The sequence below is a fragment of the Alteribacillus persepolensis genome, assembly GCF_900099605.1.
In the GTDB taxonomy this organism is placed as follows: Bacteria; Bacillota; Bacilli; order Bacillales; family Marinococcaceae; genus Alteribacillus; species Alteribacillus persepolensis.
This window is the reverse complement of the sequence record NZ_FNDK01000003.1, coordinates 1-20,589: the sequence shown is the minus strand read 5'-3', so window position 1 is coordinate 20,589 and position 20,589 is coordinate 1. Positions and strand designations below refer to the sequence as shown.

17 protein-coding genes are annotated in these 20,589 nt (G+C 43.8%); 4 read left to right on the top strand and 13 right to left on the bottom strand.

Annotation, left to right across the window (positions count from 1 at the left end; translation table 11 throughout):
- Window positions 1-44 precede the first annotated feature (44 nt).
- The 10 genes from BLT18_RS04325 to BLT18_RS04280 all read right to left on the bottom strand — a co-directional run bounded on the left by BLT18_RS04325 (window position 45) and on the right by BLT18_RS04280 (window position 9,176).
- Window positions 45-734 carry a protein kinase family protein gene (locus BLT18_RS04325; RefSeq protein WP_091271583.1) on the bottom strand — a complete coding sequence of 230 codons (690 nt, stop codon included), beginning with the start codon at window positions 732-734 and terminating at the stop codon, window positions 45-47.
- A gap of 209 nt (window positions 735-943) precedes the next feature.
- Window positions 944-1,213: a hypothetical protein gene (locus BLT18_RS04320; RefSeq protein WP_091271581.1), complete on the bottom strand. Its 270-nt coding sequence runs from the start codon at window positions 1,211-1,213 to the stop codon at window positions 944-946.
- 22 nt (window positions 1,214-1,235) lie between these two features.
- Window positions 1,236-2,009 carry a hypothetical protein gene (locus BLT18_RS04315; protein WP_091271580.1) on the bottom strand — a complete coding sequence of 258 codons (774 nt, stop codon included), beginning with the start codon at window positions 2,007-2,009 and terminating at the stop codon, window positions 1,236-1,238.
- Between the two features lie 25 nt (window positions 2,010-2,034).
- Complete coding sequence (locus BLT18_RS04310; RefSeq protein WP_091271578.1) at window positions 2,035-3,498, bottom strand: aldehyde dehydrogenase family protein; 1,464 nt, start codon at window positions 3,496-3,498, stop codon at window positions 2,035-2,037.
- A gap of 19 nt (window positions 3,499-3,517) precedes the next feature.
- Entirely contained in the window at window positions 3,518-4,834 is a 1,317-nt protein-coding gene (locus BLT18_RS04305) for an MFS transporter (protein WP_091271576.1), read from the bottom strand.
- Window positions 4,835-4,872: 38 nt separating this feature from the next.
- Complete coding sequence (locus BLT18_RS04300) at window positions 4,873-5,967, bottom strand: NAD(P)-dependent alcohol dehydrogenase (protein WP_091271575.1); 1,095 nt, start codon at window positions 5,965-5,967, stop codon at window positions 4,873-4,875.
- 311 nt (window positions 5,968-6,278) lie between these two features.
- On the bottom strand, window positions 6,279-6,752 hold the full coding sequence (locus tag BLT18_RS04295; protein WP_091271573.1) for a YjdJ family protein: 474 nt from the start codon (window positions 6,750-6,752) through the stop codon (window positions 6,279-6,281).
- A gap of 444 nt (window positions 6,753-7,196) precedes the next feature.
- Window positions 7,197-7,418, bottom strand: a complete 222-nt coding sequence (locus BLT18_RS04290) for a hypothetical protein (RefSeq protein ID WP_245705174.1) — start codon at window positions 7,416-7,418, stop codon at window positions 7,197-7,199.
- Window positions 7,419-7,451: 33 nt separating this feature from the next.
- A complete protein-coding gene (locus BLT18_RS04285; RefSeq protein ID WP_091271572.1) occupies window positions 7,452-8,051 on the bottom strand; it encodes a sigma-70 family RNA polymerase sigma factor in 600 nt (199 codons plus the stop codon).
- A 159-nt stretch (window positions 8,052-8,210) separates the two neighbouring features.
- Window positions 8,211-9,176: an alpha/beta hydrolase gene (locus BLT18_RS04280; protein ID WP_175487373.1), complete on the bottom strand. Its 966-nt coding sequence runs from the start codon at window positions 9,174-9,176 to the stop codon at window positions 8,211-8,213.
- 431 nt (window positions 9,177-9,607) lie between these two features.
- Here BLT18_RS04280 and BLT18_RS04275 point away from each other — a divergent pair, with 431 nt between their 5' ends.
- A complete protein-coding gene (locus BLT18_RS04275) occupies window positions 9,608-11,218 on the top strand; it encodes an amidohydrolase (RefSeq protein ID WP_091271570.1) in 1,611 nt (536 codons plus the stop codon).
- Window positions 11,219-11,351: 133 nt separating this feature from the next.
- On the opposite strand, the gene BLT18_RS04270 is transcribed toward BLT18_RS04275, so the two are convergent.
- Window positions 11,352-11,843, bottom strand: coding sequence for a hypothetical protein (locus tag BLT18_RS04270; protein WP_091271568.1), 492 nt, complete (start codon window positions 11,841-11,843; stop codon window positions 11,352-11,354).
- A gap of 110 nt (window positions 11,844-11,953) precedes the next feature.
- Entirely contained in the window at window positions 11,954-12,175 is a 222-nt protein-coding gene (locus BLT18_RS04265) for a hypothetical protein (RefSeq protein ID WP_091271567.1), read from the bottom strand.
- 457 nt (window positions 12,176-12,632) lie between these two features.
- Here BLT18_RS04265 and BLT18_RS04260 point away from each other — a divergent pair, with 457 nt between their 5' ends.
- A complete protein-coding gene (locus BLT18_RS04260; protein ID WP_217635728.1) occupies window positions 12,633-14,192 on the top strand; it encodes a right-handed parallel beta-helix repeat-containing protein in 1,560 nt (519 codons plus the stop codon).
- Window positions 14,193-14,389: 197 nt separating this feature from the next.
- Here BLT18_RS04260 and BLT18_RS04255 read toward each other — a convergent pair whose 3' ends face one another.
- Entirely contained in the window at window positions 14,390-17,641 is a 3,252-nt protein-coding gene (locus tag BLT18_RS04255) for an S-layer homology domain-containing protein (RefSeq protein ID WP_091271565.1), read from the bottom strand.
- A gap of 522 nt (window positions 17,642-18,163) precedes the next feature.
- On the opposite strand from BLT18_RS04255, the gene BLT18_RS04250 reads away from it, so the two are divergent.
- The gene (locus tag BLT18_RS04250; RefSeq protein WP_091271561.1) at window positions 18,164-19,198 is read left to right on the top strand and encodes a potassium channel family protein; all 1,035 of its coding nucleotides are present in this window, start codon (window positions 18,164-18,166) and stop codon (window positions 19,196-19,198) included.
- 678 nt (window positions 19,199-19,876) lie between these two features.
- Window positions 19,877-20,389 (top strand): sigma-70 family RNA polymerase sigma factor, encoded by a 513-nt coding sequence (locus BLT18_RS04245; RefSeq protein ID WP_091271559.1) that lies wholly within the window; start codon window positions 19,877-19,879, stop codon window positions 20,387-20,389.
- The last annotated feature ends 200 nt before the right edge of the window (window positions 20,390-20,589 follow it).

Sequence of the window (20,589 nt, the reverse complement as noted above, 5' to 3'; positions counted from 1 at the left end):
AGGAATCAAAATCTCTGCTGCTCATTATTTAATCAAACGTTTGATTAACGTGTATGTTCTTTTTTGAACAAGAAGAGTTTCTTCACTTTTTGTAAGAACTCATCATAAGACGAAAAGTGATCACTGCGCTGGTTATACCACTTTCGAACGACCTCCGCGAGCCAAAATGGCACAGGCCTTCCTTTGATAAGAGGATAATACTCATCATAAGCTTGTTTTAAGTGTTCAAAACGGTAGTCATTGCCTGGAAGCGCATACTCCGACACATCTATTAACTTCCCTCGTCCATGTTGAAGCAGCATGTTGCGAAGGTGAATATCACGCGGATTCAATCCTCGCTGTTTGACATAGCATCTTGCATGTTCAATATCTTTCACGGCTTGCTCTGGAATCGGAATTCCTTGCAGTAAACAATCATAAAACGTCGTGCCGTCTTCATAGCTTAAGACAAGACAACGCTCTTCTGCCCCATAAAAATCAGGAAAATACGAGGAAGGGCCTAATGATTGATATACTTCGGCTTCGGTTTTTATTTTCAACTGCTTATCCCTTGCAAACAGTTTAAACGCATACGCGGGCGCTTGAATGGACTGAAAAACAGCAGCGTCTGTCCCTACCCCGACACAACGAAGGTCATCAGTTTGTCCTTCTACGATGACAGGCTCATTATTTTCTTGCGACGTCACCGTTATAGAGTCCAACGTCTTGGCAGCTTGTTTCCACTCATATTCCATGTTTTCTCCAGTCTCCCTTTAGTTATTCAGCTTACCATATCACGATGAATCATAACAGTGCTGTGTGTTCAACAGATGTTAAAAAAGGACAAACGTCCTGAAAAACGGAAGAAACCATTTTTTGCTGCCTTTTCATCCTTCCAACCACTACAAATAGAAAACCACCTTCTCTTTCTCTGTCCTTTGAGAAAAAGAAGGTGGAGCTTCTTTTACGATTCATTTCCTTCTAATACGGATTCCCTCATCCGATCAACCAGCTGATGGATATCTTGTTTGGCGCTTGGATGATCGGTTTGCATATCCTTTTTCGTTAACGTTAACAGCTCATCTAAAAACTGTACATACGTATCGTCGGTTTGTTGAAACAGCTCTTCCCACAACTCTTCCAATTCGTTGTCGCGAGCGGAGAGAGCTTCTTCCTCATCAGTACGCTCTACGGTATCGTAAAGCCTTTGACTCCATTTTTCAAAATCAAACATGTTATCACCTGCACTCATTATTTTATACAGAAGGCAGGGGGCCTGTCCGCTCTGCTCCTAACAAATCTAAATCCCTGCTCATAATTTTAATCGTGTTTTCTAACTTTGCTTGCTGTAATTCTAACAAATGGCGGCGCTTCTTCGCATCTCCGCAGTATTTTTTCATAATGTCTCTGCCTACCGCAATATGGCGAGGCTCATCATTTACTACTTCTTTTTCAATGCCTTTTACTAATTCGTCCGGCAGCAGTTGTCTTGTGATGCTGTTTTCTGGCTTTAACGTGCCGTATCCAAACAAGAAAACTAAAATTACTTCGCCGGTCAGCTGTAAATTCAGTGCAATTTCAGCAATGTCTTCATATTCATTGGTCAAGCGGAACTGCTTGATCACCTCTGGACTCACGTCATAATCCTGCAGCTTCGGACTTCCTCCATAATGCTTACACCAACTTCCCCAAATACGCTGGTGTTTCACTTCATCGATAATTTGCTGAGCTAAACGAATGCGTATACCGATGTCATCGTCTCCTTGTTCGAGCATAACGATTTGTTTGGATGGAGGATGCACTCCATTATAAAACTCACGCCACGCAAGCCTTGCACAAAATTCAATCAGGTTTTTCTGACGTGTCTCTTCATCGAGCTCCACCGTTTTCCAATGCTCTTTATCAAAAAACGCTTCTCCAAACATTTCCGATTTACGGATAATGTTTTCGGTAAATTCTTTTGGCGTCCAATCCATTAACTCCTTATCAGATAACTCTTGATATTTTGGCAATTCAACAGCTGTTGTCATAACACTCATCCTTTCTTTTTTTGTATTATTGAAAAATGGGATACGAACGTTTTTCTTTTTGTACAGATACCCATTTTACTGTCGTAAACTTTTCAAGTATCCATTTCCCTCCGAATCTGCCAAGTCCTGAATCTTTCTCTCCGCCAAATGGCATGGCAGGTTCACTGTTAACGGTCTGGTCATTAATGTGAACCATTCCGGTGTGCAATTGTTTGGCAACACGCAAACTTCGTTCCGATGATCGACTAAATACAGAGGCTGTCAAACCATAATTGGTATCATTGGCTGCCTGTATCGCCTCTTCTTCATTTTCAACGGCGATAACAAGGGCAACCGGGCCGAAAATTTCTTCTTGAGCAATGCTCATATCGTTATCAACATCTGTAAAGATAGTCGGGAAAACGACATTGCCCTCTGTTTTTCCTTCTAAATAGAGGGTTGCTCCTTCACTGGTTCCCTGATGGACAAGTTCTTGCATTTCTTGCACTTGTTTTTGATCAATAAGCGGGCCGATGGTTGTATCTTTTTCTTTTGGGTCCCCTGCTTTCAGCTGCAGGACTTTGTCTTTTAATGCCTGAACAAATGGTTCGTATACGTCTTTGGTAACAATCATGCGGTTAATGGCCATGCATATTTGTCCTTGATGCATGAACTTTCCGAAAACGGCTGCGGCAGCTGCTTGTTCTACGTCTGCATCGTCCAGCACGATAAAGGCATTATTCCCTCCCAGCTCCAACGACACTTCTTTTACATGCTGGCCGGCTAATGCACCGATACGCTTCCCGACCTCGGTCGATCCGGTAAAAGAAATAACGCGCGGAATTGGATGTTCTACCACTTTGTCTCCAATTTCCGAACCTGACCCAACTAAAACACTGATTAACCCCTCAGGCGCGCCTGCTTGTTCAAACACATGTGCAATAAAGGTTCCGCCTGTAATCGGAGTATGAGAAGCTGGTTTAATAACGACGCCGTTTCCAGTCGCCAGCGCTGGCGCAACCGAGCGCATCGATAAGGACAATGGATAATTCCAGGATGTAATCACATTAATCACACCTGCCGGCTCCCGGTAAATTCGGTTTTCTTTTCCTGGCACTACAGACGGTGCAGCCTCTTCCTCCATCTTCATTGGATAGGTCGATGATTCTTTTATTAAAGCAATCGCTGCCTGTACTTCTGAGACTGCTTTAATATATGTGGCACCTGTTTCCTCGATAAGAAGCCGCACAGCCTCTTCCTGTTGTTCCTCCAGCAGCGAGGCAGCTGTTTCCATCACGCGCACACGTTGTTCAGGCGGTTTTTGAAACCATTCCGTTTGTACTTGCTGTGCAACACGGTAGGCTTCATCCACGTCTTCTGCACTTGCCAGCTGAAGCGATGTCAGCAGTTCTCCATTGTAAGGATTGTTATTTTCGGCCGTCTTTACAGAAGAACCATCTCGCCAGACTCCGCCTATTGGCATCTTGCTCCATTTAGTATATTTCATCATTATCACCTTCTGCTGTAAATTAGTGAACAGCCACTTTCGGTTGTTCCTCGTCATTATTTATATCGTTGTTATTTGGCGGTCTTAAGAAAAGAAATGTTGTGATAACCCCGGATAATAAGATAATCGATGTTAAATAGAAAGCATTGCTAAAACTTTGGGTGGCTTCAACAATGTAGCCGGTAATAACAGGTGCAAATATTCCCGGCATCGTTTGAAAGACTTGTAAAAAACCGCCTTGTACACCAGCTTGTGCCGGCAGTGTTTCTGCTGCAACCGGGCCTACTACGCCACCTGCGGCTCCAATCGCAACGCCGCCGACAGTAAGACAAGCGACAGCTAACAGCGCAGCTTCCACCTGTACAGTGAGAAGCAGAGATATCATCGCCAGCAACAGAGAACCAGAACACCAGTAAGCGCGGGCAATTCGTCTGCTTCCTGTGCGGCGGAGCAGATAATCAGCTATTCTTCCTCCGCCCATGATTCCAATGGCAGCGCCTAGATATGGAAAGGCCATCGCAAATCCCATCGATTCTAAATTAAAGCCGCGCTCCATATTTAAATAGCCAGGCAGCCACGTCATTAAGAAATAAAGAGCATAACCAAAACAAAAAGCAGCCCACCAGTTTGAAAAAATTGTGGCGCGTACGCCTTTTGGAATACTTAACAACTCTTTCATTGACTTTTTCTTTTCTTTCTCTTGTGTGATATTAGCTTTGTCTTGTTCATTCATCAGCCAGCGCTTTTCTTCTTCCTGCATGATGCTGCTTTCTTCCGGTTTATTCGTAAACCATGCTTTCCAGCCGATAATCCAAAGAAAGCCAAGTACCCCTAATACGTAAAAGGGAGACCGCCAGCCAAACGTCGCCACCATCCAGCCAATGATAGGAGCTCCAATCGCAGGCCCTAAATAAACGCCGGAAAACGCCAGGCCGTATGCGGAGGAGTATTCTTTCGGGCTCGTCCAATTTGAAATAACTCTTACACCATTCGACATCGTCGGCCCTTCTCCTGCACCAAAGAAGACACGAGCAATAAAAAACGTAACCAAGTTCCATGCGCCTGCGGTAGCTATTGTAAAAAAGGACCAGACCGCAACGCCCCACGTATACACTTTCTTTGGTCCTACTTTATCAGCAGCCAGGCCGGCAATAAAGGAAAATGGGACGAGCCCCCAGAAAAACGCGCTCAACACCCATCCCCACTGGGAGGCGGTAAACCCGAACTCTTCCATAATTGGTTCGGTTGCGATAGAAATGACGATACGATCCATGAAATTTATAATCATCAAAATAGTCAAAAATCCGATAATAAACCAACGATAGTTTTTTTTAAACAAGCGAGCACCTCCGTTGTCGTATTTCAGCCTCTTCAAGCTTACGAAAAGACAATAACTGGTTTAATACTCTTGCCGTTTTCTGCGTCTTCACATGCTTGATTAATATCTTCTAACGAATAGTACGAAAGCAATTTATCAAACGGAAGCATTCCTTGTTTGTATAAATCAATGAGCTTTGGAATAAATACTTGCGGGATTCCGCTCCCTTCCACGACACCGGTAATATTCCGCTCCGAACGCAGTGTTTTCACATCCAAACTCACTTCTGTTCCAATAGGAGGAGCTCCGATAATCGCAGCTGTGCCTGATACTGCCAGACAGTCAACGGATTGTCTTAACACATGGGGAACTCCGCTCGTTTCCAGTGAATACAGCACACCTTTTTTCGTCCATTCCATAATCTTTTCGATAGGATCTTGTTCGTTGGATTGAATGGTATGTGTAGCTCCTAACTCTTTTGCTAACTGCAGACGGTCTTCATGAATATCCACCGCAATAATCGGGGTGCACCCTGCTATTTTTGCGGCCATAATGGCACTTAAACCAACAGAACCACATCCAAATACTGCAAGTGCTGAACCCGGTTCTGGCTTTAGTTTATTCAATACCGCCCCGCATCCTGTTTGAATGCCGCATCCCAATGGACCAAGCATTTCAAGTGGTACGTCTTTTGGCACTTTCACCATATTGTTCGCATTTGCCACTGCATAGTACGAAAAGCTGGACTGACCAAACAGATGGGATAGTTCCCGTTCTTGATCATTCAAGCGCTTCGTACCATCAAGCATATTCCCGCCAAAATTCAATTCGAAAAAATGCTCACAAGCATAGGGCTTTCCATCCCAGCAGCTCTCACATTCCCCGCATGAGCTGTACGTTAATACGACATGGTCGCCAGGTGTTACGTTCGTGACACCTTCTCCTACTTTCTCTACAATTCCGGAACCTTCATGACCTAAAACAGCTGGCAGGTCGACCGGAAAGTGCTGGTCTCTTACAACCAAATCCGTATGGCAGATTCCTGAACCAACCATTTTTACTAATACTTCATTGGCTTTTGGTTCATCAATGGTTATTTCTTTCACATGAAAAGGTCCACCTTTTTCTGTCACAACTGCAGCTTTCGTTATCATTATTTGCCTCCTTTTTATTAAACACATATTGTGCAAAAGTAATTATACTCCTATGTTCCATTGATACATCATCTTTTCACACAATAAGTAAACGTTTTCAAAACAGACTTTAACACGTTTTGTGATTAAGTTGTAAAATCAGTATAACGCCAAGGATAAATATTGTCAATATTCAAATAATAAATATTGACAAATACAAAACAAAAAGCAAAGCCGCAGGAGGAAGTTCGAGCCAGCTTTCCACGTGAAAACGGCGTGTCCTTCCCTGCTTGTACTTTGCTTCTGTTCTTCTCTCACACCTAATTCCATATTTACGTCAACATCGATCCGCCTTCTCGCCTGATGAATAATTCATACAAAAACAAAAAACACATGCCGCCGCTTGCCAGCAGTACGTAAAAGAAAATGCTGCCTCCAATCGTTAGAGCATCAAGCAGCATGAAACTAATGATAAAGGAAAGCAGCCCAAGCGCTGTAAAATAATACGCAGCACGTATCCGGTGTGTTTTTAACAGGCGGCAGCCGATCAGAAACAGCACATATAGTGCACTTACGGTCATTAACACAGGGAAGAGCGGTTGAAACTTGGCAGCATACACAAAATGGTCCAGCCAGGTAATCTGCGACGCTTGTTCCACATTCCCATAAACAACGTGAGAAAATGGCGTTGAGTACTTCCACTCCCACGGATCATACAGCACAGCGCTTCCTTCATACCACGCTGCAACGGTTGAAACGAAAAACAACGCGAAGACAACCGCGAGTTGAATGACAAACCAATGCATTACTTTTTCCTCCTGTCTCTTGCACATGCTTATATTTTGCCATTTGTTAAGACGAGAACAGAGGCTGTTCGTTACACCATCTCTTTCTATTGCTGTACGATGTGCTGAGGGCTTCTTCTCAACACTTTTCAGACAATAACATACAGACGTGAAAAAGTGTCTATGTCCCTTTTTCCATTCCTATGTTCAATACATTCGCTCATTCATACTGATAAACCTTTATTATTTGCAAAAACGCAGACTTCTCTTTATTTAACGAGGAGGGAAATTCTTATGACATGTTAAACGAATTACCAGCGTGATAACAATAGGAAATCGCACATCACTCAGCCACTCACTCCAAACCGGCAGATCTGTTATTATCAAAACTATCCCTCTCCTTTATCCAACCGCACCGTGAGATAGACACGACGCACGGAAAAATACCTGCCTTTTCGATACCCGCTAACAGCTGTCTGTTTTTCTTTTGATAAACTCCCAAAAACCCGGAGCATCGCTGTACCCTATCTGCTCCCGCTTTTCTAACATCTTCACGATCATTTCCTGTTTTAAGTCTTCTCTATCTTGTTTCTTCGTCTCTCTTAACGAATAGCTGATACTAGGCTCTAACTCTCTTAACAGCTCCATTACATCCTCTGGAACATTTGTTGTCAGGCGCTGGTTCATATGTTTCCATCCCCCTTTTCATCGAGGCTGCAGCTAGTCACGCAATGCCAATCTTTTTCGTATTTTCGCTAAGGCTTGCAAGTGCTGCTTTGATATATTTTGAGGCGATTCACCAAAGATACGAGCTGCTTCTCTATTGGTATAACGATAAATATATAGAAGAGCTAAAATATCTTTCTGCTTGTTTGATAAGTTTTTCACAGCTTTCACTACTTGGCTCGATTGAATATGCTCTTCGATATCGCTCTCTTTATCCAATATCTCCTCCACATAATCCGGTTCATAGGATTGAAGCATGTCTATCATGGAAATATCAGTTCCTGTCTCTTCTTCATATAGAGGCTGATCGGCAATAAGTGGAAAACGCTGTTGGTGCTGCGTTCTTCTTTTGTCAAAATCAACAGCGCATGTCTTGATAAGCGTCTTCATATATCGATAGGTTTTTTTCTTAATAAAAAACTGTTTAAACGTTTCATCGATGTTCCGTGCTTTATTTTCCGCAGGAGCATGAACGCAGTCTATTAACCGTTCTCTATTCTCCTTCTGCTCCATGAATTGACGCAGGACAGGTTCCTTAAAAGCTGATTGATGCTTTGTCACAAAGGTTTCGAATGCCTCTATTTTTTTGTTCATTGCAAACACCCTCCTTACATAATAAGAGTGAAAAAAAGCACCTCATTATCAACCAATAATAGAACATATGTTCGTATTTTTTATTATAGCATCATTCCGCACACAAAAAAAGGCGCTTCAAGGCGCCTTTTTCTACTGCTCACCGCGTGCAAACACGCATCATTTTTTCTCTTTTAATGTGTCATCCAAAAAGTCAATCAACATCTTCGTTACTTTTGGCTGCACCCACTCTATTCCTCCATGTCCAGCTCCTTTTACAACATACCGTGTCGTGTCTACTTCCGCTTCTGCTAGCGCTTCATGCAGGATTTCCGTTTGGCTGGCCAATACGAGATTATCTTTATCGCCATGCATGAGCAAAAATGGCGGATCGTCTTCGGATACGTACGAAATCGGATTTGCCTTATCAGCTGCTTCGAGGTTGTCATGAATCGAACCTCCCGGCCCAAAAACAGATGGGCCGTTCACCCACATCGCTTCCGGAGCAGATGGTGAATCATGCAGAGCAGCTAGATCTTCTGGCTTTCCTTCTCCTACTTTCGTCAAATCAGATAGTCCATACAAGTTAATGACAGCCTGTACATCACTGCTTTCTTCTGTATACATGCCGGTGTCAAAAGATGAGTCTCCATTTGTCACGCCTGCAAAAGATGAGAGGTATCCGCCCGCTGAACTTCCCATCACCGCAACTTGTTCAGGATCAATATGAAATTTCTCCGCATTCGCCCGTAAAAAGCGAATCGCCGACTTCACATCGTGAAGCGGTTCTGGAAAAGAGCTTTGCGGTGTGACGCGATATTCCATGCTCGCTACTACATACCCTGCTTCTGCTATCTCCATACGCTGCTGGATGCTTTTATCATTATTAGCTGACATGAATCCTCCGCCAGGAATAAACAGCACAGCCGGCAAGGTCTCCTCTGTATCTGGCACGAGCACATCCATTTCTAATGGATAATTCGAATAGCCATATGTATCCGGCTGTGCATAGACAACATCAGAAATAAGATCCACATATGGTTTTTTAATAGGCACCTCCAGCGGCTGAGACTTCGGGCTTGCTTGTGCAGCAATGGGAATAAGCAAACAGATGATAAGAAAAGCAGCAATACATTTCGATTTCACTTTTTACCCCTCCTTTAGATGTTCATGTAAAATATAACGAATATTACAAAAATTTTATACGTTTGTCATAGAGGAAAAAGTTACGGCTTATTCCTGCATGATAGAGGAAGGATAAAAGAAATATATTTTCTTTATGGTCATCTCTCACGTCATATTGCTCATAGACCTACAAACGATGATGAGAACCCGCCAGTTCCTTCCACAAACACGCACAAAATTCCACCATCTTAATCACGAAAAATTGCTCTTCGTTTTAAAAATACAATAAAAACTCTTTTATTTTCTGAATTGTTGTAATAATATTAATTTTACATATATTAATACACCAATGCTTTTACAAGTTTACTTCACAGAAAGGGGGGGAATCTGAGGTTTCTCTCATTATGTTTTTTAACATATCGTCAAATTATCAATAGAAAGGTTGTGTTCATTTGGTTATTAAAAAATCTGTAATAACTGTCTTCCTTTTCGTTTTGCTAAGTGCTGCATTTACAGGGGCGGCTTCTGCCAAAAATGTTTTAACGCCCAATGGAAACGACACCGTAGACATGATTTTGAAAAATGGTGCAGTGTACACGGGAACGGACAAAAACCAGCCTGCAAAAACAGTAGCGGTAAGGAACGGGGAAATCGTTTATGTCGGGAATAACAACAGTGTCATGTCTCTGAAAGGACCTGATACCAAAATAGTAGATTTGCAAGGAAAAATGGTCCTGCCCGGCTTTATTGACAGTCATAATCACGCCTATCTGAAAGCAGAAGAACTGTACTGGCTAAACCTTACCCCATACTCCACAATAGAAGAATATGGACAAGCTATGCAGGACTATGTAGAACAACATCCCGACATCGAGCAGCTGCGGGCTGTCGGCTGGAATGAAACGATGGTCAAAGAGGAAGCCGACAAGCAAGGGGTTCTCCCGAAGGAATTAATTGATCAATATGTGGAGGATTTACCTGTCGTTGCTATTTCCAACGGTCACCACGACTTATGGGTCAACTCCAAAGCCTTGGAAATAGCCGAAGTCGATAAAGACACTCCAGACCCACAGGGAGGAATCATTGAACGGACGGAAAGCGGTGAACCAACAGGCGTGTTACATGAATTCTCCGCCCAAAACTTAATTATTAACGCTCTTCCTCAACCCGATTTTACGCTCGAAGAATATAAAGAAGCGATTACTGCTTTTCAAGAGATGGCTGCAGAACGAGGCGTGACTTCGGTATTTGTGCCGGTTCATTATCCAACAGAGCCCTACCTTCAAGCACTGCAAGAACTTGATGATGCAGACAAGCTGACAGTACAGTATGACATTGGACTGTGGGCCGACGAAACGAAAGGAGTCGAACAAGTTGAAACGTTCAACGAGATGCGTGACACATATGACGGAGACATGTTTACGATCGATTCGATTAAAATATTTGGAGACGGAGATGGCACACTTGTCTGGGAACAAGATATGCTCGAAGAAACCGTGGCTGCTTTAGATAAAGAAGATTTTCGTGTATATGTCCATGCCTTTGGTGACGGAATTGACGCTGCACTGGATGCTTTTGCATACGCGGCCGAACAAAACGGAACAAGAGACGCGAGACACGCACTCACGCATATCCCGTATCTCAGCGAAGATCAGCTGCAGCGATTTCAGGACTTGAACATCACGGCAGTTCCGCAACCAGGTTCTAGATGGGGAACAGACATCATGCAAAGCTATATTGGTATGGATATTCCTGTTGCTTCCTCTAGTGACTACCCCGTATCCGACTTTTGGCCGCTCGTCGGTGTAGAAGGCGGGATGACAAGACCTGATGCAGACGAACAAGCATCGTTGGAAGACATGCTGCAAAGCTACACGATAAACGGAGCAGAAGCATTGTTTATAGAAGATGAAACAGGCTCCATTGAAGTTGGAAAAAGAGCGGATTTCGTCATTTTAGAGAAAAATCTATTTGACGTTCCGGCTGATAAGATCAGCGACACGAAAACAGTAATGACAATCTCTAATGGAAAAATCGTATATACAAATCCCGCTTTTGATTAAACAGCGCTTCACCTCACCATGTCAGAACGGACAAAAAGGACCTGCTTCTATCTGCCAAGCAGGTCCTTTGTTCACGTTATCGTTCCATGAAATAAATCTCATCCAACAGTACACCGCTCCATGACGCCCCCCATTACGGAAGAGGAACACCGATTTCATGCGGAATGCCAAAATGACGATAAAAAATCGTAACACGATCAAGCGGTTCTTCATGTCCTATGCTGAGTGCATAGATGGTGATATCTTCCTCTTCTTCCCCTTGGTTGACTTGTTCAAGCTGCTTGACTGGGTCGGTATCTGCCTGAAGAGTGACATTGGATACATCTTCAAATGTATACTCCCTTCCTGCTTCCTCTTTTACCTCATCTGAAACAAGAAACCCTTTCGCATGATCACTGACTTGAATCTGAGCTGTGTCTGGAGCATGACCACCGTTGACGAAAACACCTTCTATCTCAATAGTTCCAATCGGGCTTGTATTTCCGACAGTAAGCAACTGAATGTGACCATCATTTGCAGATGAGGCCGGTGACGCTTGCAGCGGCGGATTCATCACAAAATACACATACCCCCCTGCAAACAGCAGCACTACACACACACTACTGCCTATGATTATGTTCTTCATCGAACCCCTCCGTTTCGGGACGGCCTTTTCAGGAACGCACCAATCATCCATCAGCTGTTCCTGTCAGGACGCATCAAAAATAGCAAACACCAAGACACACCTCTGCCGCATCAAACAATCCAGTACGAAACTAGAATGAATAACGTAACGACTCGTGCTAATGTCAAAAGCATATGTAAACCATTCGAGCGAAATAAAAGCGCTCCCCCTGCCTTTTTCACACACCTGCTGTCAAGCAGCACGAGACAACACCGGCACAGCTCGGTGTGTACTGCATCTGTTCGGCTGTCATCATCGAAGCCAACAACCCCAAGGCCGCCTATCTTATGCACAGGACTTCTCCTGCCTTTTTACAATCCTACTATTCTCCATTGTTGCAAACCATCTCTCTCAACTCAATCCATCTTTGAAAAATGCTGCTTCTCTCCCACGTTTTTCTATTAGGCAGTGATGGATTTTGACACATATTCCCCCAATTGTACAGACCGGTCTGTGTATCTTCCATATAATAGCAACAACATGTGTGCAGAAAGGAGAATTCCCATGGGTAACAAACGTGGCTTTTATCAAAAAAACCAAATGCCTGCACGAAGAATGCGCTCCGAACACTTACGTTCTGTTATGCCTCCAACAGGATGTGATTTTTATTCTCGTAAGCGATGCACACCCGGACCGCCTGGGCCACCTGGACCTCAGGGACCGGCAGGACCTCAGGGTGAACCAGGATCACCTGGACCTCAGGGATTGGCAGGACCCCAGGGTGAACCAGGATCACCTGGACCTCAGGGATTGGCAGGACCCCAGGGTGAACCAGGACCACCTGGGCCGTCTGGGCCTCAAGGACCTCGGGGATTAGAAGGACCACAAGGGGAACAAGGTCCCCCTGGGCAAGGCAGTTATTTCTTAAGCGACCAATCCAACGATGATACATCGCTTCTTCCCGCTGGAACAACCGTCACCTTGACGCTTCCGCCTATATCAACACAAGAGGGAGAAAAAGTAAAACTGAACAGCTTCATCCATCTTTACATGGAAACCTCCCTCTCATCAAACTATGCATTGCACGCCAGCTATACCTTACAACGATTAGGAGATGAACCGCAAACACTAACTAGCGCCGATATTAACCAATCGGTACAAAATAGCACCACCATAGCAATAACAAACACCTATATCCCTTCTATCAGCTGGATCGATGAGCCTCCAGCTGGAACGCATGAATACCAAATCACTGTTACTGCAGTAACAGCGGAAAATATCACGACATTAAGCATTGGCAGCCGCTCCTTGAACGCATCGGCACAAATTAGCTATGACCCTTACAATGTGTACGTAAAAGCAGGAGCAGAAGATGGCAATGGATCATTGGAACATCCTTTTGGCACCATTGAAGAAGGAATGAGTGCTGTTTTTCAAGGGGGAACGGTTCACATTTTGGAAGGGACCTATACTATCGAAGACCAGCTAGTCATTACACAACCCCTGCGCTTAGATGGTTCGTCAGCTGAAACCGCACCGCAGCTTGTATTTGCTGCCAGCACAAGTGATGATGCGGTCTTAATACAATCAGATGATGTCACAATCTCTGGATTACATTTGATTGCAAATCGTCCTTTAACAGGAATCAATGCCATTATTAAAGTACCGCTGCAAGCGCTTGCTGACTTATATCAAAACATTAACATTGAAAATAATATCGTGGAAGGAACGATACGGAGCGGTTATTTTTGGGCCGAAGATCTGACGATTACAGAAAATGAATTTATTCACAACGCGGTAAATACACAAAGTTTACGCTTTCAAATGGTGCGGGGCACAACAACTGTTACTGGCAACACGTTTGACGGAAATACCACCAGTGTTGGCGCTGTCATTTTTGAACCGAACATCGCCTCATATACAATGTCTGGCACGATTTATGTAAACGAAAATACCGTCAGACGTTTCAATCAATTCGTCAATTTCTACGGGCTGCTTGAGGGATTGACGAGTTTGTATATTGAAGATAATGACGTGGATCACGAAACAAATTCCGGCAGCAGCATCATTTTAACTACTCGCATCAATTATACTCTTGTCGAAAATCTTGTCATACAGAATAATTATTTTGAAAACAATGACCCCATTCGTTTAGCAGTATATTTTGCCGGAGGAGGCGGCGGCAGCAATATTCCGCAAAACGGGCAGATTCACGTCTACAGCAACACCGCTTATTTTCCAAATGGCTATGGCCAGCGTCCCGGCGACACCGTCGATGCCTCATTCCCCGTTGGCTACAACAATGCAGCAGCAAACGCTGGCATGACACTTGCCGCCTTTGACCTGCAAAACAACGTGCTGCAGACATAAAACATGAGCTGGAACGCGCTGTCCCAGCTCATGTTCTTATTCTATCTTTCGCGCCTTGTTCATGTTACGTAGACGTAAGGGAATGAACCCCGGCATAAGAAGTATGGCTATATCTCTCAAGACCTAGTCACTATCATATAGTCTAAAAAAGCCTAGTAGAGCTCTCGACTCTACTAGGCTTTAAACCTCTTGTTCTATCAGCGGTAATTTTTAACCTCAGTGTCCACATCTTCAAATGTATTTTCGTCTTCAAGGTATGTGGCGAATTCATCATCGTCAGCACCAGTGACCGTAACACCGCCGCCAAGGCCGATGCCTTCACCAGCATCTTTAAACGTATTGTTTGTAACATCAATAGTCGCATTTTCCGTACCGCCAATACCAGCTTCTACATTGGTGAATGTATTGTTTTCTGCTGTTAATGCAGCATCGGATTCTTGAGCAGCGTTGGCATAGATACCAGTTGTTACATCAGAAACATCCGCATTGTTGACAGTGAATTCTACGTCTTCACCGCTTCCGATAATGCCGTTTCCGGATCCATCACCTGAAATAGTTACATCGTTAATCACAACACCGCTAGCATCTACGGCAATACCAGCAGCTGTACCGTAACCTTGAATATCACCGACAGCAATGTCAGCACCGTTACCGTTGATTGTTACATCATCACGAGTAACAGCAAATGCATCAAATTCTGTTTCGCCATCTAAATTAATGGTTTTCACAGACCCATCTTCTAAAGCCGCGCTTAACTCCTCTTGATCCGATACGTTAGCAATCGTTTGATCCACATTCACATCGATAGAGAAGTCAACATCTACTTCATTATCGTCATCAACGGTGATGGTATCAACATACAATGTCGCTGTACCATCTTCATCAACAGAACCATCATTGTCAACAACGGAAACGTTGTCACTGTCGTAGTCAAAGCCGTCAATGTCTACTGCTTTGCTGGAGCCTTCTTCTGTTACTTCAAATGCATCTTGAAGAACCTCGTTCACTTCTTCATCGTAAGTGAGTTCTACTTCATCTTGTGTCTGGGAAGCAACGTATTCTGTTTCTTCTGTTGTATCCACTAGTTCAAAGGTTGTATTTACAACTTCCAGGCTTCCAATCTCAGCTTTTACGGTGTATGTTCCTTCACTTTCACCTTCAAGGTCCAAGTCACCGCCAACGCCTAGTTCTGCAGCTGTACCAGTGTAAGTGTCTACTTCTTCGCCATCTTCATTTTCAACGGTCCATTCTGCTTCTACCGCTCCGTCTACTTCGACGCCGTTTTCATCAACTGGGAACAACTCCAGCGTTGTAGTCGCTTGCGTGTCTTCATTGTTCTCTCCGTTGAGATCCAAATCTGTTAAACCGGAAAGTTCATAGTCTTCCACTTCGCCAGCTTCCACAACATTCACGTCAATAGATTCAGAGATTGAACCGTCTTCGTTCGAAACAGTTACTGTGGATGTGCCAAACTCCTCTGCGACAGTATTGAGTGTAATTGCTGCAGAACCATCTGCATTTGTTGTTACTTCACTATCTGCTTCAATGGATTCGCCATCGACTTCAACAGTAAGTTCTTCTTCTTGAGAAAAGTCATCTCCGTGCTGGTCTTGCAATTGAACATCCAGCGTTGTGCTTTCGTTAACATTCGGGTTAATGGAAAGAGATCCGTCTTCTGCTTTCTCGTTGTCTAGCACAATGCCATTTAATTCTGGCTCTGCCACAACATCAATTGTAATGATTTCAGAAACGTCTCCGTTTGTTACACGCACATCAGCTGTTCCTTCTGAACGAGGTGTGAGTGTTCCATTCTGCTTATCAACAATTAGAACTCCTGGTGTTAACGTTTCAAACGTAGTGTCGTTTGATACTTGCTCACCATACTGGTCATGGAACAATACGTTTAATTCTCCCGTTTGTCCCAGTGCGATTTGCTGATCGGATTCAAATTCGTCGTCGTCCCAGCTAGCAGCGCCAACAGTATAATCAACTAACTCTGTTGCTTCACTATCATTACCTGTAATCTTGAAACGGTCGCTCTCTACATCGCCTGCTTCAATGGTAGCAAAAATAGATTCGCCGTCTGCTAGTTTTACGCTGCCGTCAGCAGAAATGTCGCCAGTGGAATGGAACGTTACATCCTCTGTTTCTGTCACATCAAGACCAGTCGTCGTGAAGACTTTGTACTCAATGTCAGTTTCTTCACCAGCTTTGATTGCTTGGTCCGATACTTCAATTTCTGCGATGTCTCCAACGATGTAATCAAAAGAACCCGTTACGGACTCTTCTCCCGTTTCTACTGTCACATCATAAGACGTTTCATCAGAGAGCTGGTTGTACAAATCAAGCGTAGCGGACTGGCCGTCTTCGGCAAGTGTCACATCGCTTACGAATTCACGCTCACCGTTGTCTGCTTCCAGCACAACATCGTTACGGTCAAACTCTTCTACTTCTTGGTTGAATGTTACTTCAACACTAGTAGGTGTTACCGCTGCTGCGTTTTCTACCGCAAGCTCAGGAGCAATACCAGTGATTGACTCATCCGTTGCTTCTCCCTTATAAGAAAGTGCATACTCTTGATTACCTGTTTGCTCTTCTGTTGTCAAACGTACAACGCTTCCCTCTGCATCTTCACTTGCTTCAGAATCAGCTGGTGCAATAACTTCTGCCTCTTCTACCGCAAGTTCAGGGTCAAAGGCGAAATCGTCCGCTTGTACGTTTTCCACTTGGGAATCCAAACTTACTTCAACAGTTGTGCTGTCAACGGCTTGTACACTGCTTACGTTTGCAATGTCTTGCTCGAGGTCAAGAGCGCGGTCTAAGAATACAGCAAACTGCGCACGTGTGACAGTTTCTTTCGGACGGAAGTTGCCGTCTCCTGTGTTGGTAATGCCGTATTGCGCAAGAATTTCAATGTTTTCTTTGTGGCTTGCGTTTGCTTCATCCAAGTCATTTACAACCGCGTCTACATCATCGCGGTGTTCTAAATCAAACGCACGCACGAGAATCGTTGCCATTTGCTGGCGGGAAAGATCCATTCCAGCCGCAAATACCGTGTTGTCTTCACGGCCTTTAATAAGTCCTGCTTCTTTTACCGCAGCAGCATATGGCGTGAAGTAACTTTCATCTGTCAAGTCTTCAAATGGAGCACTTGCATTTTCGTCTACTTCCAGATCAAATGCGGCAACGAGCATCGCTGCTACTTGACCACGTTTAATTTCTAATCCCGGACCGTATGTACCGTCCTCAAAACCTCCGATAATGCTATTATCAGCCAAACGCTGAATTGATTCAGAAGCCCAATAGTCATTCGATACATCCGGGAATGCTTCTGCAGCATCCGCTGTTTCTACATCTACTGGTGCTACTGCTCCGAAAGTCGTTGCAGCCATAGCAGCAGAAACAGAACCTGCTAAAAACTTACGATATGATTTTGGATTGTAAGACAAAATAATTCCTCCTTGATTAGGTTCTCTATTATTTATTCATCGTCATTCCCTTTTTTGATAGATACCTAACATTTATTATAGGGATTTCCTCCGATGAATGTTCCCTCCAAAAATACTAAAGACAGGGAGTGATTAGGAAACAAAACCATTGCTTCCTTTTTTAGGATATTAAATCAGACGCTCTTTGAAAATCAAACTACAGTATTAGGCAGCAAGGAACCTCCCTATATACCCACGACTTCATGTGGTCCGTTCATCCTTTTTTTCTTCCATTATCATATTTAATTACCATTTGTTATTAATAGATTCCATATTATTACAAATTAGACATTTTACTTATAATTCCTTCATTGACAGTTGTTCAACGAATCTGCGAAAAGTTTTCAACGTGTACAACAAAGGACTTTCTTCCTCTTTTCTAACAATTACCGCCTATTTTTCATTATTTCGTCTTACGACTCTGCTTGCACTTGGGGCAACTCCTTTGTACCAGTATAATAGAAACAGAAAGGAGATTGGGCCATGATTATTTTTCAGCGGCTGTTGTACAAGCTCATTTCTGTCAGCAACCGGTTTTTGTTGTTGACGTCGCTTTTGCTCGTTGTAACTAGTTCATTGTTGGTCTATGTGATCGAGCCGAACACGTTTGAACACCCAGTCAACGGCTTTTGGTGGGTCATGACAACCGTGACAACAGTCGGGTACGGGGACTACTATCCTGTTACCCTGGCCGGAAAAGCTCTCGCTGTTGTCCTATACATTTTCGGGATTGGTTTGATTTCCATTGTGATTACAAAAATCGTAGATCAAATCTTTCTGTTTCAGCGAAGAAAGGAGCAAGGAAAATTGGATTATAACGGTTCAAATCACTTCGTCATTATTGATTGGAGCACCAATGCCAGGCTTGCCATTCAGGAAATTTTACATAGTGATCCAGAAGCAGAAGTAGTCATCATTGATCAGCTGGAAAAAACACCGTGGTCTCATGAGAGGGTTCATTATGTGCAAGGCAGCCCTGTCGAAAAAAGCGTGCTGGAACAAGCTAATCTCAAAGAGGCAAAAGCCGTGTTTATTTTCGCAAATGAGATCACGGAATTTGGAAAAGTCATTCAGGATGCATCATTTGTGGATGGCAAAACATTGCTCATCGCAACGACCATCGAGCGCCATTACCGGGATATTTATACGATTGTAGAAATCAAAGACCGCCAAAACGTGGACAACTTTACTCACGTGGATGTTGATGAATTCATTTTAAGCACAGATACGGTATCACAGATGGCAGTGCGTGCTGCCTTTCACCCGGGAAGTTCCCGTATTATGTCGCAGCTATTGTCCAAACAACACGGTGATGATTTATACGAAATTCGCAGACGTCCGCACTGGAACACCTATCGCGACGCGTTTCAAGAGTTGTTAAGAGAAGGGGCAACGTTAGTATCGGATGGAGACCAGTTAAACATTAACAAAAAACTAGACGAGCCTCTCTCCGAAAAAGCACGTCTCTTTGTTATATGTGATGCAGAAACGTATCAAAAAATAAATGCTCCGTCATGAACAAGGGAAAGGGACTGCTAAGGTAAATGCTTTTTTGCAAAGAATTCTCTACTAACAACAACACGAGCTGCTCTCCATTCAAGAAAGACCGTAAAACGTGACAAAGGGGCTGTATCAAAAGCCTTTCGTGTTGGGTATCTTCAGAGATCGGCGATTCTTTGTGTGTGATAGAAAAAAGAACGATGGAGTGTTTTTTCGTTCCCTTATCTTGAATGGTGATCAGGTGAGACGTCGTCTAAGACCAGCCGCGTCGTGTGGCTGGTCTTAGACGACACTAGTACGTCCTGTGCGTCGAAGCAGGAGTTGAAGACCCACCGACGATGATTTTCTGCCGGTTAGCTGAAGCCCTGCCCGCGGCAAGCGAACCGGAAGAGCCATCCAGGATGAGACAATCTCATTTCAAGCTTATAGACGAAGAGGGGCTGTCAAAGGGTCATTTTTAGAACCTTTTGACAGTCTCCTTATTTTTTTCGTTATCTTAAAAACATACAAACATGGGCGTTCGTTCATGAAAAGCTTACCATTATTTCCGTTTGCCCCAGCAAAAATTAATATATTGCACGTCAACCAGGACAATAATGGAGTTTTTGTCATTCGCTTCGTTTCTATATTCCCGGTTATGCTCAATGTACCGCGGAATTTATGAGAAGGCGCGCCGTTCTTAAAGGAGAAACATAGATGAATGACGCACTAGGTATTCCTTTTGAAGAAGTGGCAGAAGACTTTGCCCCGCTCGTGTTCGGGATGATCAAACGACTGAAAATCTATAAAAACACAGAAGAATATGCTCACATCGGCTTCATTGCCTTATGGAAAGCGTATCAGCAATTTGACCCAGCCAAAGGAGCATTCAGCAGCTTCGCCTACTCCTACGTGCGCGGCGACATGCTCGCCCACTTAAAAAAAGAAGCGCGTTATGATGAACGTTATCAGCCCATCAGCTTTACCGATTACACTGAACCAACCGATCCTCACAGTGAAACCATCCAGCAGCAAATTCAAAGCATTGCTCCTTATATCGAGGACCTCACTCCGCGTGAACGCGACTGGGTGGTTCAATATATTATCTACGGCCGAGGGATTACAGAAATTGCGAACCGTTACAACGTAGCAGCATCCACGGTAAAATCATGGCGGAAACATGCATTACGTAAACTGCGTGAACAGGACATGAAAAAACGAATCTTGTAACCAAGAAAGCGCAAGCGCCTTAAAGAAGGAGGTTCGGCTACGGTGACGGAACTTCTTTAGGAACTTCTGTAAGGTACTTTTGTAAAGATGCTTTTGTAAAGATGCTTCTACTAAGAACGCACACGTCCTGTGTGCAACGTAGAAGTCACCACTTCCTGTGGAAGCACGTCCTGTGGCGGGCGTTGAAGTCACCACTTCCT